Here is a 15,103-nt window from a genome sequence, read left to right on the forward strand (position 1 = left end):
CCGCGTGCATCGCCATCGCCATCGCCAGTGCCATCGCCACGGCGGTCGTTCGGGCGCTGACGGGTCCACTGTCAGGTCGCGCGAGAGCTACGCTGGCCGGGTGCCCGACTCGTCACCGCCTCCGGCAGCCTTCGATCTGCGGCTGGTGTGGTGTTTCACCGTCGTGGCCGAGTACCGGCATTTCGGCCGCGCCGCCGAGGCCCTCCACACCACCCAGCCGTCTCTGAGCCGGCAGATCCACCGCCTCGAACGGCAGCTGGGCGCCCGGCTGTTCGAGCGCACGCCCCACGGCAACCACCTCACGGAGGCCGGCGAGGTCTTCCTGCCGCTCGCCACGGAACTGCTGCGCTCCGCCGACCGGGCCGCGGGGCGCGCCCGGGCCGCCGCCCGGCCCAGCCGCATCACCATCGGCTACACGCCGGGCCTCATCATCACCCCGGTCGTGCGCGAGCTGCGCCACCGGCACCCCGACGCCGAGGTACGAACCCTGCATCTGGCCCCCGGCGAACCGCGCGCGGCGCTCCTCGACCGCCGGGTGGATGCCGTGGTCGCCCGGCTGCCGTTCACCGCCGACGGTCTGGATGTAACCGCCCTCTACGACGAGCCCCGGGTCCTGGTGGTGCCGCGGGACCACCGGCTGGCCGGCAAGGAAGCGGTCACCCTCGACGACATCGCCGACGAACCCCTGCCCACGGTGCGGGGGTCCGACCCGCTCCTGAACGCGTTCTGGCGCATCCACCCCCGGCCCGACGGACGCCCGGCCCCCGAAGGCCCGCTGATCGAGTCCACCGAGGACAAGTTCGAACTCGTCGCCGCCGGGCAGGCCGTGATCATCTCCGTCGACGTCCACGCCCACAGCCTGCGCCCGGACCTCACCACGGTCCCGCTCCAGGGCGTCGAGCCCAGCCGTGTCGTACTGGCGACGCGCGCCCGCGACCGCAACGGCCTGGTGGCGGCCTTCCGTACGTACGCCCGAGCCCACCTCACGGGTCTCGCCCCGACCGGCCCCGCGAGCGCCCCGCCGTCACGATCGGTGGAGTGACCGCTGGGGTGCCGCCCTTCAGTCGGCCCGAATGAAGCGGGCCATCCCGATGGACTTGGGCGCCCTGTCGGTGAACCCGAACTTCCGGTAGAGATGGTGGGCGTCGCCGTCGGCGATGAGGGAGACGTACGAGAGTGCCGGTGCGCGGCGTTCCAACTCGTCGTTCAGGGCCTGCATGATGCGGCGGCCGAGTCCACGGCCCTGGTGCTCGGGCAGGACGCAGATGTCGACGATCTGGAAGAAGCATCCTCCGTCGCCGATGATCCGGCCCATGCCGATCGGATCGCCGCCGTGGACGGCCACCACCCCGTACCAGGTGTGGGACAGCCTCACCGCCGCGCCCTCGGCGGACTTGTCGGTGAGGCCGGCGCTGGTGCGGAGCCGGCGGTAGTCCTCCACCGACGGGACGCCGGGGTGGACCTCGTATGCGCTGGGATCGGGCGAGGCGCTTCCCTTTACGGCTCGGTGTGACGCGGGGCGTAGTGGCCCAGGAACATGTCGACGCCACCCGTGATCAGGCGGTCGGTGAGATCGTCGTCGATGTCGGTGCCGTAGGCACTGAAGACCAGGTACGGGAAGACCAGCAGCGAGTAGAGCTGGAGCAGGGCCACCTCGATGTCGGGCACGTCGAGCCGGCCCTGTGCGACCAGTTGCCGGAGCGCTCCCGCGACGACGGGGTGATGGCGCTCGGGACCGGCGTCGTGCCAGCCCTTGCCGAGTTCGGGGAAGCGGTGCAGTTCGCGGGCGACGACGTTCCGCAGCGCGAGGATCTCCGGGTCGGTGCGGATTCCGGCCACCCAGGCGCGGGCGGCGGCGATGAGCGACGCACGCAGGTCGTCCGAGTCGGCGAGACGGGCGATGGCGCTGACGAGGGTGCCGCCGAGCGGGGCGTCGAGCGAGTCCTTGACGACTCCGGTGAACAGGGCTTCCTTGCTGCCGAAGTGGTTGTAGACCGTCACCTTCGACACGCCCGCCTCGGCGGCGATGAGATCGACACTCACGTCGAAGCCCTCCCGCAGAAAGAGCTCGCGGGCCGCTTTGAGGATGGCCAGTCGCTTTGCCTCGGCGCGCGGTCCGGCGGGGGGCCGCTTGACGTCCTTCGTGCTCATGCGACGAGTCTACCGGCATGTGAACTGAACGGTTGAGTTCATATGTACTGGGCCGTACAGTTCACTTGACCGGGCTTGTGCGGAGATGGTCGTGGCCCGGCCGCACTTCCCCCTTCCGTATCGCACGCTTGGAGGATTCGTCGTGACGCACAGCACCGCCGACGCGCACCACGCGCCCGCTTCGCACCCCCCGGCCGACCCGCGCCGCTGGCTGATGCTCGTCCTGCTCTGCCTGGCCCAGTTCATGCTCATCCTGGACGTCACCGTCGTGAACGTCGCCCTGCCCGACATGGCCGCCGACCTCGACCTCGGCAGGCAGGCGCTGACCTGGGTGGTGACCTCGTACACCCTGTGCTTCGGCGGGCTGATGCTGCTCGGCGGGCGCCTCGCCGACGTGTTCGGCGCCCACCGCACCGTCCTCGCAGGGCTCGCGGTGTTCACCACCGCGTCCCTGGTCACCGGGCTCGCCACGGGCGCACCCATGCTGCTGGGCGGGCGGATATCCCAGGGCATCGGAGCCGCCCTGCTCTCCCCGGCCGCCCTCTCGATCGTCACCACCGGCTTCCAAGGCGCGGAACGCAACAAGGCTCTCGGCGTCTGGGCGGCCGTCGGCGGCACCGGATCGGCCATCGGTGTGCTGCTGGGCGGGGCACTGACCGACGGGCCCGGCTGGCAGTGGGTCTTCTACATCAACGTCCCCGTCGGCGTCCTCGCCCTCGCCGCGCTGCCGGGCCTGCTCCCGGCCCGTCCGCCGCGGGCGGCCCGGCTCGACCTGCCCGGCGCGCTGCTGGTCACCGCGGGCACCGGATCGCTCATCTACGGCCTGGTCAAGGCGGGCGACACGGGCTGGAGCGGAGCTGCCACACTGCTGTCGCTGCTCGCTGCGGTCGTGCTGTACGGGGCGTTCGCCGCGGTCGAACGGATCGGCGGCGCCCCGCTGATGGACCTCCGCATGCTCACCCGCCGTCCCGTGGTCGCGGGCGCGTTCCTGCTGCTGATCGCCACCGCGCTGCTGATCGCGTTCTTCTTCCTTGGCTCGGTCTACCTGCAGCACGTACGCGGCTTCAGCCCGCTGCGGACCGGCCTCGTGTTCCTGCCCGTGGCCGTCGCCACCGCCGTCGGCGCCCACCTCGGATCCCGGCTCGTCGGCAGGATCGGCAGCAGGACGACCGCGGTGGGAGGCCTGCTGATCGCGGCGGCGGGCACCGCGCCGCTGACCCGGTTGTCGCACGACGGCAGCGTGTACGCCGGCCTGCTGCCGGGCCTCGCCGTCGCCTCGCTCGGCCTCGGGGCGGTCTTCGTCACCGCCACCACCACGGCGCTGGCCATGGTCGCGCGCGAAGAGGCAGGGCTGGCCTCGGGCGTCGTCAACACCTTCCACGAGGTGGGGGGTTCGATCGGCGTGGCCGTCCTGTCCACCGTCGCCGCCGCGGGCATCGAGGACGGCGCGATCGACGGTTTCACGGACGCGTTCACGCTCAGCGCGGTCGTGGCCGCCGTGAGCGCGGGCGTCGCCCTGTTCCTCGTACCGCGCGGCAGGCCACAGACGACCGGCGGTCCGCATGTGCACTGAAGCGCCCGAGTGACCGCCCGGGCTCCCCACAGCGGTCGAGGGAGCCCGGAACGGTCAACGGGTACCGCGGATCAGAGCCGGTCGAGGATGCTCTTGAGCTGCTTGACCTCGGCGGACTGGCCCGTGACGATGGCGTCGGCCATCTTCTTGGCGTCGGGGTTCTGGCCGCTCTTCTGCTCGGTCTTCGCCATGGCGATCGCGCCGTTGTGGTGGTCGATCATCATCTGGGCGAACATCTTGTCGAACTCCTTGCCCTGCATGGCCTTGAGTTCCTTCATGTCCTTGTCGGACATCATGCCGTCGCCGCCCATGCCCATCCCGGGCATGTCCCCCGTCGCGGTGGGCTTGCCCCAGGACTTGAGCCAGCCCGTCATGGTCTTGATCTCGGGGTCCTGAGCCTTCTCGATCTTCGCGGCCAGGTCCTTGATCTCCGCGTCGGAAGCGCGGCCGTCGGCCAGCTGGGCCATCTCCACGGCCTGCTCGTGGTGGGGGATCATCATCTGCGCGAACGTGACGTCCGCCTCGTCGGCGTCACCGGCCTTGTCGGCCGCCGTCGCGGTCGCTGTCACCGGGCCCTTGCTGCCGCCGTGGTCCATGCCGCTCGCGCCGTCGCTGTCGCCGCCGCAGGCGGAGAGCATCAGGGCCCCGGCGGCTACGACGCCGACGGCCGCGACACGGCGGACGGGCTTGCGGTGGAGGTGCTTGCCGTGGAAGGCGCGCGTGAAGGCAGTCATCGTGAACTCACCTCGTGTGTTGGTTCTGGCTGTGTGGGCGTACGCGTCGTCGCGGGAGCGCGCGTGGTGCGCGTCCGCGAGGGCGGTTCGGCCTACAGCCGCAGGACCGACAACTCGGTGAGATCAGGGCCGCGGGGTGGGGGATTGGGCCGCAGCATGACGGGCGCCTCGGCGAGGAGCTTCGCCAGCCAGTCCGGACGGCGAGTGAGGGCCGTCCTCAGCAGCGCGGTGAGCACCCACGCGCCGAACATCACCGCCACGCACAGCGAGAGCATGTCCATCGCCATGGCCGGCTTGTCCTTGGACGCCGTGTGTGCGGAGTGCGCGGCGCTGCCCCGCTCCGGTGACGCCGGAGCCCCCATGGGGTCGTGGGCGGCTGGCGCCGCGGGCATCGTCGAGACGTGGGACGCGGGGCTCATGCCGTCGCCGGACGACTGGTCGGGGTGTCCCACGGTGTGCATGACGAACACGCCCAGCGCGAGAACGACGACGAGCAACAGGTGCCCGTAGGCGCCTGCCGCTCGTACGTATCGGTTCACGTGCACGCCGGTAGTCTCCGTCTGTGATCGCTTCGGACTGGCTCTCCGACAGTAGCGAAGGGGAGTGGAGCGTGCCGTCATGGGGGTCGGATACCGGCCCGCTTCCTGAGCGGCTCACTGAACGCACGGTGCGGTACCGAACCCCGCACTGGCATGACCGACCCGGAACCGCTCCTCCGGCGGAACGGCCTTCACCCTGTCGGGCCAGGGCCCGTCAAGGCGGTGTCAACGTCCACGTGACCGGCGCCAAGGATGCGTCAAGGGTTGTGCCGGACGACTCGCGGAAGGGCTTCGGTGGGGGGAAGTAGCCCTTCCCGTCGGCGAGTTGATCTTCAGTGAGCGGAGCGCGTCGGCTGCGATGAATGACGTACCGACCGAGATGAGTGATGTGCGGACCGGCGGGGGTGAGGTATGGACCGCCGCGGGTGACGTACGGCCCGGTCGGCTGAAGGTCTACCTCGGCGCTGCTCCGGGGGTGGGCAAGACCTACCGCATGCTCGACGAGGGGCGACGCAGGGCGGCGCGGGGTGCCGATGTGGTGGTGGGGTTCGTGGAGTGCCACGGGCGCTTGGGTACGGAGGCGATGCTCGACGGCCTGGAGGTCGTACCGCGCGCCCCCTGCTCCTATCGCGGCGGGGAGTTCGAGGAGATGGACCTGGCCGCGGTTCTCGCCCGTCGCCCGCAGGTCGCGCTGGTGGACGAGGTCGCCCACAGCAATGTGCCGGGAGGCGGTCGCAACGCCAAGCGCTGGCAGGACATCGAGGAACTGCTCGCCGCCGGGATCGACGTCATCACAGCCCTCAACATCCAGCACCTGGAGTCCCTCAACGACGTCGTCGAGAAGATCACGCGGGTACCGCAGCACGAGACGGTGCCCGACGAGGTCGTACGACGCGCGCAGCAGATCGAACTGGTGGACATTCCGCCGGAGGGGCTGCGACGCCGGATGGCGCACGGCAACATCTACGCGCCAGAGAAGGTCGATGCCGCTCTCGCCAACTACTTCCGCCCCGGCAACCCGACCGCGCTGCGTCAACTGGCCCTGCTGTGGGTGGCCGACCGGGTGGACGAGGCGCTCCAGTCGTACCGCTCCGAGCACGGTATCGGCGGGGTGTGGGAGACGAGGGAACGGGTGATCGTGGCGCTCACCGGCGGTCCCGAGGGAGACACCCTCATCCGGCGGGCCGCCCGGATCGCCGACCGGTCGGCGGGCGGTGACCTGCTCGCCGTGCACGTGACCCGCAGCGACGGTCTCGCGGCGGGCACCTCGCACGCCTCACTCGCCCGGCAGCGGCGGCTGGTCGAGGACCTGGGCGGGAGCTACCACTCGGTCGTCGGCGACGACGTGCCGACCGCCCTCGTCGAGTTCGCCCGCGCCGAGAACGCCACCCAACTCGTCCTCGGCACCAGCCGCAGGGGTCGCGTCGAGCGCTTCGTCACCGGGCGCGGCACCGGCGAGACGGTCGTCGAACTCTCCGGCGACATCGACATCCACACGGTCACGCACGAACGCGCCGGACGCGGCACGCTGCTGCCCTCGCGGCGGCGCACCCTGTCGACCGCGCGCCGGGTCGCGGGCCCGGTGGCCGGGCTGCTGCTGCCCGTGGCGCTCACCTTCCTGCTCGATCTCGACTGGGCCCGGGACCGGCTCAACCTCACCAGCGAGGCACTGCTGTTCCTGCTCACCGTGGTGGGTGTGGCCTGCATAGGCGGGGTCGTCTCGGCGGTGATCGCCTCGGTCACGGCGTCCCTGCTGCTCAACTACTGGTTCATCCCGCCCGTCGGCCAGTTCACGCTCGACGATCCCAACGCGCTGCTGGCCCTGGCGGTCTTCGCGGCGGTCGCCGCCGTGGTCGCCGGCGTCGTCGACCGCTCCCTGCGCCTGTCGCGGCGCTCGGCCCGCGCCACCGCCGAGGCCGAGACCATGTCCTCGCTCGCCGGCAGCATCGTGCGCGGTGGTGCGACGATCCCGGCACTGGTGGAACGCACACGCGAGACCTTCGGCATGGACTCGGCGGAACTCGTCGACGAGCCGCCCGGAGACGACGGCGCGACGGTCGTGCCCGCGGGCCCCGGCGCCTTCCTCGTCCTGCGCGGGCGCCCCCTGCCCTCCTCCGAGCGGCGCGTGCTCGCCGCCTTCGCCGCCCATGTGGGATCCGCCGTCGAACGGGCCAGGCTCGCCGAGGCCGCCGCCGAGGTCGAACCGGTCAAGGCCGCCGACCGGATGCGTACGGCGCTGCTGCGGGCGGTCGGCCACGACCTGCGCACGCCTCTCGCGGCGGGCTGGGCCGCGGTCTCCTCGCTGCGCAGCCGGGACGTCGACTTCTCCGACGAGGACCGGGACGAACTACTCGCGACCGCGGACGAGTCCGTGGCCAAGCTCAACCGCTTGGTCGAGAACCTCCTCGACCTCAGCCGCCTTCAGGCGGGCGCGCTCACGCTGAACCTGCGGGCCACCACACTGGAGGAGGTCCTTCCGGCGGCGCTCGCGGACACCCCCGAGGTGGCGGTCGGGGACCTGGAGGAGATCCCGGCCGTGCTGGCCGATCCGCCGCTCCTGGAACGCGTGATCGCCAACCTCGTCGGCAACGCGGCCCGCCACAGCCCGGCGGACCGCAAGGTGCTGCTGACCGCGAGCACCCACGCGGGCCGCGTCGAAATCCGTGTCGTCGACCGAGGCCCCGGCCTGCCGTCGCCCTCCAAGCTCTCGGCTCCGCTCGAGCAGGGAGGCACCCCCGTCCGCGACCGGCTCTTCGAGCCCTTCCAGCGTCTGGGCGACACCGACAACACCACCGGCCTCGGCCTTGGCCTGGCCCTGTCCCGGGGGCTGACCGAGGCGATGGACGGCACCCTCACCCCGGAGGACACCCCCGGCGGCGGTCTGACGATGGTGCTGTCGCTGCCCTTCGCCGAGCGAGTGGATCTTCCCAGTGATACGCAGAGCGTAGGAGGCGGCGTATGAGCAGGGGGCGTACGACTCATGGAAGCGGCGTACGAGGGCTCGGGCCCGAGGTCGCCGTGGCAACCGCAGGAGGTGACGGTGTGATGACCGGCTATTCGCTCCGGGACCGGCTCGCCCTGGTGGCGGGCCTGGTGGGCCCCTTCCTGGTGGCGCTCGTCCTCGTGCCCTTCCGTACGGATCTGTCGCATACGAACGCGGCGCTGATCCTGGTCGTGGTGGTGGTCGCGGTCGCCGCCCTAGGCAGCCGTACGGCGGGGGCGCTCGCGGCGCTGTCCGCGGCTGCCTGGTTCGACTTCTTCCTCACCCGCCCGTACGAGACGTTCGACATCCATACCTCGGCCGACATCGAGACGGCGGTGCTGCTGCTCGTCGTCGGCGTGATCGTGTCCCAGCTCGCGGCCCGGGCCCGCCGCCTGGAGGTCATCACGGTGACGGACGCGGACTATCTCGCCCGCGTCCACGAGACCGCCGAGCTCGCCCAGTCCGCCAAGTCCTCAGACACCGTGGTCGACCACGTCCGCGGCCAGCTCACCGAGCTGCTCGGCCTGCGCGGCTGCCGCTACGAGTACGGCACCCTGCTGGGGCAGCCGCCCCGGCTGGAGCAGGACGGAAACGTCTCGGTCGGCCACCGGCGCCGGGACGTCGACGCCTGCGGCTGGCCGGACGGCGAGATCGAACTGCGCACCTACGGCAACGGCCACTACCTGGGCCGCTTCATGCTCACCCCCGGCCCGGGCCCCGTACCGCCACTCCAGGCCCGCCTGGTGGCGGTCACCCTCGCCGACCAGACGGGCGCGGCCCTGGACACGGCCGGGCCGTAGGTACCCGCGGGGGCACTGCGCGCAGCCGAGCAGGAGCCGTGCGGGGCAGTGGGCCGTCAAGGTCCCGTCAAGGTCCGGGGGTTCGGCGCGAAGAAGGCGCAAGGAAGGGTCGAACGCGGTCGGGGACGGACAGAACCTGGGCGCACCCGCGCATCGCCTCCCCGCGTGCGCGGGCCACCGCGTAAGGAGCCCGTATTCCATGTCTGTCCTGACCATCGAGCCGGGGGCGACCCCCGTCGGCGAGGAGCCGCCGGATACCGGTGAGCGCCATCGCCTCACCGCCCTCACGGGGCTGGCCGCTCTGTCGCTGGACGCGATGGCCTCGGTGGCGTACGGGCCCGAGGCGATCGTCCTGGTGCTGGCCGCGGCGGGTGCGCACGGCCTCGGCTTCACGCTGCCGGTGACGCTGGCCATCGCGGGGCTGCTGGCGGTGCTCGTCGCCTCGTACCGGCAGGTGATCGCCGCGTTCCCGGACGGCGGCGGGTCGTACGCCGTCGCCAGGACCCACCTGGGCGCCCGTACGAGTCTGGTGGCGGCGGCCTCGCTGGTCCTGGACTATGTGCTGAATGTGGCGGTCGCCGTCACCGCCGGGGTGGCGGCGCTGACCTCGGCGTTTCCTGAGCTGTACGGCGACCGGCTGTGGTTGTGTCTGGCCGTGCTGGTGCTGATCACGGGCGTGAATCTGCGCGGCATCGTGGAGTCGGCGCGCGCGTTCATCGTGCCGACGGCGGTCTTCGTCGTGTCGATCCTGGTGCTGATCGTCGTGGGTCTCTTCCGGTCCGCGCCTGTCAGCACCGCGGCCGCCGCCGGGCACGCCTCCGTCCTCGCGGACAACGCCACCACGGTCGGCGCGCTGCTCCTGCTGAAGGCCTTTGCCTCGGGGTGCAGCGCGCTCACCGGTGTGGAGGCGCTGGCCAACGCGGTGCCGTCCTTCCGTGTTCCGCGTGTGCGCCGGGCCCAGCGGGCGGAGGTGGCCCTGGGGGCCGTCCTCGGGGTGATGCTGATCGGTCTGTCGGTCCTCATCTCGCGCTTCCACCTCCAGCCGGTGGAGGGTGTCACGGTCCTTGCTCAGCTCGCGGACGCCTCGCTGGGTCACAACTGGGCCTTCTACGTCATCCAGTTCGCGACGATGATCCTGCTGGCGCTCTCCGCGAACACCTCTTTCGGCGGCCTGCCCGTGCTGCTGAAGCTGCTGGCCCGCGACAACTACCTCCCGCACGTCTTCGCCCTGAAGGCGGACCGGCAGGTGCACCGTCACGGTGTGCTCGCGCTGGCCCTGGTGTCGGCTGTCCTGCTGGTCTTCTCCGGCGGCGATACCAACACCCTGGTGCCGCTTTTTGCCATCGGCGTCTTTATCGGCTTCACGATCGCGCAGGTCGGGATGGTCCGGCACTGGCGTGGTGAGCGGGGGAGGGGGTGGCGGGGCAGGGCCTGGCTGAATGGTTTCGGCGCCGTGCTCACGGGTGTCTCGGCGGTCGTGGTGGCGGCGACGAAGTTCGTGGACGGTGCTTGGCTGATAGTGATCGCCGTGCCGCTGCTGGTGGCCGCCTTCGAGACGGTGCACCGGGCGTATGCGCGGATCGGCGAGCGGCTGGGCCTGGGGCGGATCCCCGAGCCGCCGCACCGCGACCGTTCGCTGGTGATCGTTCCGGTGTCGAACCTGTCCCGGCTGACCGTGGAGGCCCTGAACGCCGCCGCCTCCCTCGGGGACGAGGTACGTGCCGTCACGGTGTGCCACCCCGACACCGAGGACCGCGCCCACACGCATGCGCTGGCCCGCGACTGGGCACAGTGGGACCCCGGAGTACCGCTCGTCCAGCTCACCTCCGAGCGCCGCACCGTGGGGCGCCCGATCGCCGAGTACGTGGGCGAGACGGCCGCCGCGGAGCCCGGCACCCGGGTCACCGTGCTGATTCCCGAGGTCGAGCCGGACCGGCTGTGGCAGCGGCTGCTCCAGAACCAGCGGGGCGCGGTCGTCGCCCACGCGGTGCGCCGTGACACGGACGCGGTGATCTGCCGGCTGCGGTTCCGCGTCTTCTGACGCCTTGATCCGACGCCTTGCTTCGACGCCCTACTCCGGACCCCGCTATGACGCCCTGCTCCGACGTCCTGCCCTGTTACGCGCCCTGATGGCCCGCATCTCGCCGATGCGGGCCATCGGCGTACTCGGCCGGACGGCGGGACCCGTCGCCGCACGTGGAGCGGTCGGTCGTAAGGGTTCCGTCAAAGGCGGACCGGCCGCCGTATGGGAGGTGTCAACGGCGGCCAGATCCGGCCATCGAGGCGGTTACCTCTAACCGTCCGCTTCATTTCTGAACCTCTCCTAGGAGTTCGCGATGGCCGATCTGGCCTTCGTCGTCACCACGATCGCGGTGTTCGCGCTGGTGGCCCTCGTCGCCAAGGGGGTGACGAAGCTGTGACCGCCGAGAACATTGTCGGCCTGGTCGTGGCCGTCGCCCTGCTGGGCTATCTCGTCCTCGCCCTGATCTTCCCGGAGAGGTTCTGAGCCTCGATATGAGTCCCGTTCTTGCCGGCGTGCTTCAGCTGCTCGCGCTCATAGCGGCGCTGGCCCTCGCCTACGTCCCCCTTGGCGACTACATGGCCAAGGTCTACTCCTCCGACAAGCACTGGCGTGTGGAGAAGTGGATCTACAAGGGCATCGGCGCCAATCCGAACACGGAGATGCGCTGGCCCGCGTACCTGCGTGGCGTCCTCGCCTTCTCCGCGGTCAGTGTCCTCTTCCTCTACCTGCTGCAGCGCCTCCAGGGTCATCTGCCCGGCTCGCTCGGCTTTGCCGCGATCGACCCGGACCAGGCGTTCAACACCGCCGCGTCGTTCGTCACCAACACCAACTGGCAGTCGTACTACGGCGAGCAGGCCATGGGCCATGTCGTGCAGACCGGCGGCCTGGCGGTGCAGAACTTCGTCTCCGCCGCGGTCGGTATCGCCGTCGCCGTGGCGCTGGTGCGCGGCTTCTCGCGCTCCCGTACCGGTGAGCTGGGCAACTTCTGGGCCGACCTGGTGCGCGGTACGGTCCGTATCCTGCTGCCGCTCTCGGTGGTCGCCGCGATCGTCCTGGTCGCGTGCGGTGCGATCCAGAACTTCTCCGGGATCCACTCGGTGGGCCAGTTCATGGGCGGTTCGCAGCAGTGGAACGGCGGTGCGGTCGCTTCGCAGGAGGCCATCAAGGAGGTGGGTACCAACGGTGGCGGTTACTTCAACGCCAACTCCGCGCACCCCTTCGAGAACCCCACCCCGTTCTCGAACCTGTTCGAGATCTTCCTGCTGCTGGTCATTCCGTTCGCGCTGACCCGCACCTTCGGCCGTATGGTCGGCAGCCTGAAGCAGGGCTACGCGATCCTGGCGACGATGGCCACGATCTGGCTCGGCTTCATCGCCCTGATGATGTGGACCGAGTTCGCCCACCACGGTCCGGCGTTCCAGATCGCGGGCGGCGCGATGGAGGGCAAGGAGAACCGCTTCGGTGTCGGCGCCTCGTCGATCTTCGCGGTGTCGACCACCCTGACCTCGACGGGTGCGGTGGACTCCTTCCACTCCTCGTTCACCGGCCTCGGCGGCGGTATCACCATCCTGGGCATGCAGCTCGGCGAGATCGCGCCGGGTGGTACCGGTTCCGGTCTCTACGGCATGCTGATCATGGCGATCATCGCGGTGTTCATCGCGGGTCTGATGGTCGGGCGCACGCCCGAGTACCTGGGCAAGAAGATCGGCACCCGCGAGATCAAGTTCGCGGCCTGCTACATCCTCATCACCCCGGCGCTGGTGCTCGTCTTCACCGCCGCGGCGATGGCCCTGCCGACTCCGGGCCACTCCATGACCAACAGCGGGGCGCACGGCTTCTCCGAGATCCTGTACGCCTACTCCTCCGGCGCCAACAACAACGGCTCGGCCTTCGCGGGCCTGAACGCCGACACGCAGTGGTTCAACAGCACGATCGGCATCGCGATGCTGCTCGGCCGCTTCCTGCCGATGGTGTTCGTGCTGGCGCTGGCCGGTTCGCTCGCCGAGCAGAAGCCGGTCCCGGCCACCGCGGGCACCCTGCGCACCGAAAAGCCGCTGTTCACCGGCCTGTTGGTGGGCGCCATCCTGATCATCACCGGTCTGACCTACTTCCCGGCGCTCGCGCTGGGTCCGCTGGCCGAGGGGCTGGCGTCTTGACCACTCGCACAGATTCGCCTTCAGAAGAGGACTCGATGTCCACAGTCACTCCGACCCGGGCGCCGCACAGTGACGTGCCGACCGGCCACAAGACTGACGAAAGCCGTGTCGGCGCGGGTCTGTTCGACCCGAAGCAGTTGCTGAAGTCGCTGCCGGACGCCTTCCGCAAGCTCGACCCGCGGGTGATGGTCAAGTCGCCCGTCATGTTCGTGGTGCTGGTCGGGTCGGTCCTGACGACGGTCTTCTCCTTCAAGGCCCCGGGTGACTGGTTCGGCTGGGCGATCAGTGCCTGGCTGTGGCTGACCGTGATCTTCGCCAACCTGGCGGAGGCGGTGGCCGAGGGCCGCGGCAAGGCGCAGGCGGACACCCTGCGCAAGGCGAAGACGGACACGGTGGCGCGCCGGCTCTCCTCGGACGGCACGTCCGAGGAGGAGGTGCCGGGCACCGAACTGCGCGTCGGCGACCTGGTCGTCTGTGAGGCGGGCGACATCATCCCCGGTGACGGTGACGTCGTCGAGGGTGTGGCGAGCGTCGACGAGTCGGCCATCACCGGTGAGTCGGCCCCGGTCATCCGCGAGTCCGGCGGCGACCGCAGCGCGGTGACCGGTGGTACGAAGGTCCTCTCCGACCGGATCGTCATCAAGATCACGACGAAGCCCGGCGAGACCTTCATCGACCGGATGATCGCTCTGGTCGAGGGCGCGGCCCGGCAGAAGACGCCGAACGAGATCGCGCTGAACATCCTGCTCGCGTCGCTCACGATCGTCTTCCTGCTCGCGGTGGCGACCCTGCCGCCGTTCGCCGACTACGCGGGCACGCACCTCACGATGGTCGTCCTGGTGGCCCTGCTGGTCTGCCTGATCCCGACGACGATCGGCGCGCTGCTCTCGGCGATCGGTATCGCGGGCATGGACCGGCTGGTCCAGCGCAACGTCCTGGCCATGTCCGGCCGTGCGGTCGAGGCCGCCGGTGACGTCTCCACGCTGCTGCTGGACAAGACCGGCACCATCACCCTCGGCAACCGTCAGGCCTCCGAGTTCGTGCCGGTGTCGGGGACGACGGAGGCCGAGGTGGCCGACGCCGCGCAGCTGTCGTCGCTGGCCGACGAGACGCCCGAGGGCCGCTCCATCGTCGTGCTGGCGAAGGAGAAGTACGGGCTGCGCGAGCGGCACCAGGGCGAGTTGTCCGGGGCCGAGTGGATCGCCTTCACCGCGCAGACCCGTATGTCGGGTGTGGACGTCGACGGACGCAAGATCCGCAAGGGCGCGGCCGGTTCGGTCATCGCCTGGGTCCAGGAGCGGGGCGGCGAGGTGTCCGCGGACGCCGACACCCTCGCGGGCCGGATCTCGGAGGCGGGCGGCACGCCGCTGCTGGTGGCCGTCGAGGACACCGAAGGCGCGCGCATCCTCGGGGTCATCCACCTGAAGGACGTTGTCAAGGAGGGCATGCGGGAGCGGTTCGACGAGCTGCGCCGGATGGGCATCAAGACCATCATGATCACGGGTGACAACCCGCTGACGGCCAAGGCGATCGCGGACGAGGCGGGCGTCGACGACTTCCTCGCGGAGGCGACTCCCGAGGACAAGATGGCGCTCATCAAGCGGGAGCAGGCGGGCGGCAAGCTCGTCGCGATGACCGGTGACGGCACGAACGACGCCCCGGCGCTGGCGCAGGCGGACGTGGGCGTGGCGATGAACACGGGTACGTCGGCCGCGAAGGAGGCCGGCAACATGGTCGACCTCGACTCGAACCCGACCAAGCTCATCGAGATCGTCGAGATCGGCAAGCAGCTCCTCATCACCCGGGGCGCGCTGACGACGTTCTCCATCGCCAACGACGTCGCGAAGTACTTCGCGATCATCCCGGCGCTGTTCGCCGCGGTCTACCCGGGCCTGGACAAGCTGAACATCATGCACCTGTCCTCGCCCGACTCGGCGATCCTGTCCGCGGTCATCTTCAACGCGCTGATCATCATCGCGCTGGTGCCGCTCGCTCTGCGGGGTGTGCAGTACCGGCCGGTGAGTGCCGACAAGATGCTGCGGCGCAACCTCGGGATCTACGGCATCGGCGGCCTGATCGCCCCCTTCATCGGCATCAAGATCATCGACCTGCTCATCTCCCTCATCCCCGGAATCGGCTGATCG

Annotated in this window: 12 protein-coding genes; 8 read left to right on the top strand and 4 right to left on the bottom strand. The window is 70.4% G+C overall.

From position 1 onward, the window contains the following. Positions 1 to 100: 100 nt before the first annotated feature. The gene (locus tag SMIR_RS36960; protein ID WP_249938545.1) at positions 101 to 1,042 is read left to right on the top strand and encodes a LysR family transcriptional regulator; all 942 of its coding nucleotides are present in this window, start codon (positions 101 to 103) and stop codon (positions 1,040 to 1,042) included. A gap of 18 nt (positions 1,043 to 1,060) precedes the next feature. Here SMIR_RS36960 and SMIR_RS36965 read toward each other — a convergent pair whose 3' ends face one another. Together SMIR_RS36965 and SMIR_RS36970 are read right to left on the bottom strand one after the other, a co-directional pair. Beyond that, positions 1,061 to 1,441 (bottom strand): GNAT family N-acetyltransferase, encoded by a 381-nt coding sequence (locus SMIR_RS36965; protein WP_212728007.1) that lies wholly within the window; start codon positions 1,439 to 1,441, stop codon positions 1,061 to 1,063. Between the two features lie 56 nt (positions 1,442 to 1,497). Next, positions 1,498 to 2,151, bottom strand: a complete 654-nt coding sequence (locus tag SMIR_RS36970) for a TetR/AcrR family transcriptional regulator (protein ID WP_168489378.1) — start codon at positions 2,149 to 2,151, stop codon at positions 1,498 to 1,500. A gap of 142 nt (positions 2,152 to 2,293) precedes the next feature. Here SMIR_RS36970 and SMIR_RS36975 point away from each other — a divergent pair, with 142 nt between their 5' ends. Then, a complete protein-coding gene (locus tag SMIR_RS36975; protein ID WP_249938546.1) occupies positions 2,294 to 3,724 on the top strand; it encodes an MFS transporter in 1,431 nt (476 codons plus the stop codon). 71 nt (positions 3,725 to 3,795) lie between these two features. Here SMIR_RS36975 and SMIR_RS36980 read toward each other — a convergent pair whose 3' ends face one another. Further along, entirely contained in the window at positions 3,796 to 4,458 is a 663-nt protein-coding gene (locus SMIR_RS36980) for a DUF305 domain-containing protein (RefSeq protein WP_212728009.1), read from the bottom strand. 92 nt (positions 4,459 to 4,550) lie between these two features. Further along, positions 4,551 to 5,003, bottom strand: coding sequence for a DUF6153 family protein (locus SMIR_RS36985; protein ID WP_168489374.1), 453 nt, complete (start codon positions 5,001 to 5,003; stop codon positions 4,551 to 4,553). Between the two features lie 373 nt (positions 5,004 to 5,376). On the opposite strand from SMIR_RS36985, the gene SMIR_RS36990 reads away from it, so the two are divergent. The 6 genes from SMIR_RS36990 to kdpB all read left to right on the top strand — a co-directional run bounded on the left by SMIR_RS36990 (position 5,377) and on the right by kdpB (position 15,100). Continuing rightward, positions 5,377 to 7,959 (top strand): sensor histidine kinase, encoded by a 2,583-nt coding sequence (locus SMIR_RS36990; RefSeq protein WP_212728474.1) that lies wholly within the window; start codon positions 5,377 to 5,379, stop codon positions 7,957 to 7,959. Positions 7,960 to 8,042: 83 nt separating this feature from the next. Further along, positions 8,043 to 8,780, top strand: a complete 738-nt coding sequence (locus SMIR_RS36995) for a DUF4118 domain-containing protein (protein ID WP_168489372.1) — start codon at positions 8,043 to 8,045, stop codon at positions 8,778 to 8,780. Positions 8,781 to 8,979: 199 nt separating this feature from the next. After that, a complete protein-coding gene (locus SMIR_RS37000; RefSeq protein WP_168489370.1) occupies positions 8,980 to 10,821 on the top strand; it encodes an APC family permease in 1,842 nt (613 codons plus the stop codon). Between the two features lie 375 nt (positions 10,822 to 11,196). Continuing rightward, entirely contained in the window at positions 11,197 to 11,286 is a 90-nt protein-coding gene (kdpF, locus tag SMIR_RS37005; RefSeq protein WP_016434100.1) for a K(+)-transporting ATPase subunit F, read from the top strand. Positions 11,287 to 11,294: 8 nt separating this feature from the next. Beyond that, a complete protein-coding gene (kdpA, locus tag SMIR_RS37010; RefSeq protein ID WP_168489368.1) occupies positions 11,295 to 12,959 on the top strand; it encodes a potassium-transporting ATPase subunit KdpA in 1,665 nt (554 codons plus the stop codon). 35 nt (positions 12,960 to 12,994) lie between these two features. After that, a complete protein-coding gene (gene kdpB, locus SMIR_RS37015; RefSeq protein ID WP_212726526.1) occupies positions 12,995 to 15,100 on the top strand; it encodes a potassium-transporting ATPase subunit KdpB in 2,106 nt (701 codons plus the stop codon). The last annotated feature ends 3 nt before the right edge of the window (positions 15,101 to 15,103 follow it).

It is taken from the genome of Streptomyces mirabilis (genome assembly GCF_018310535.1).
Classification (GTDB): Bacteria; Actinomycetota; Actinomycetes; order Streptomycetales; family Streptomycetaceae; genus Streptomyces.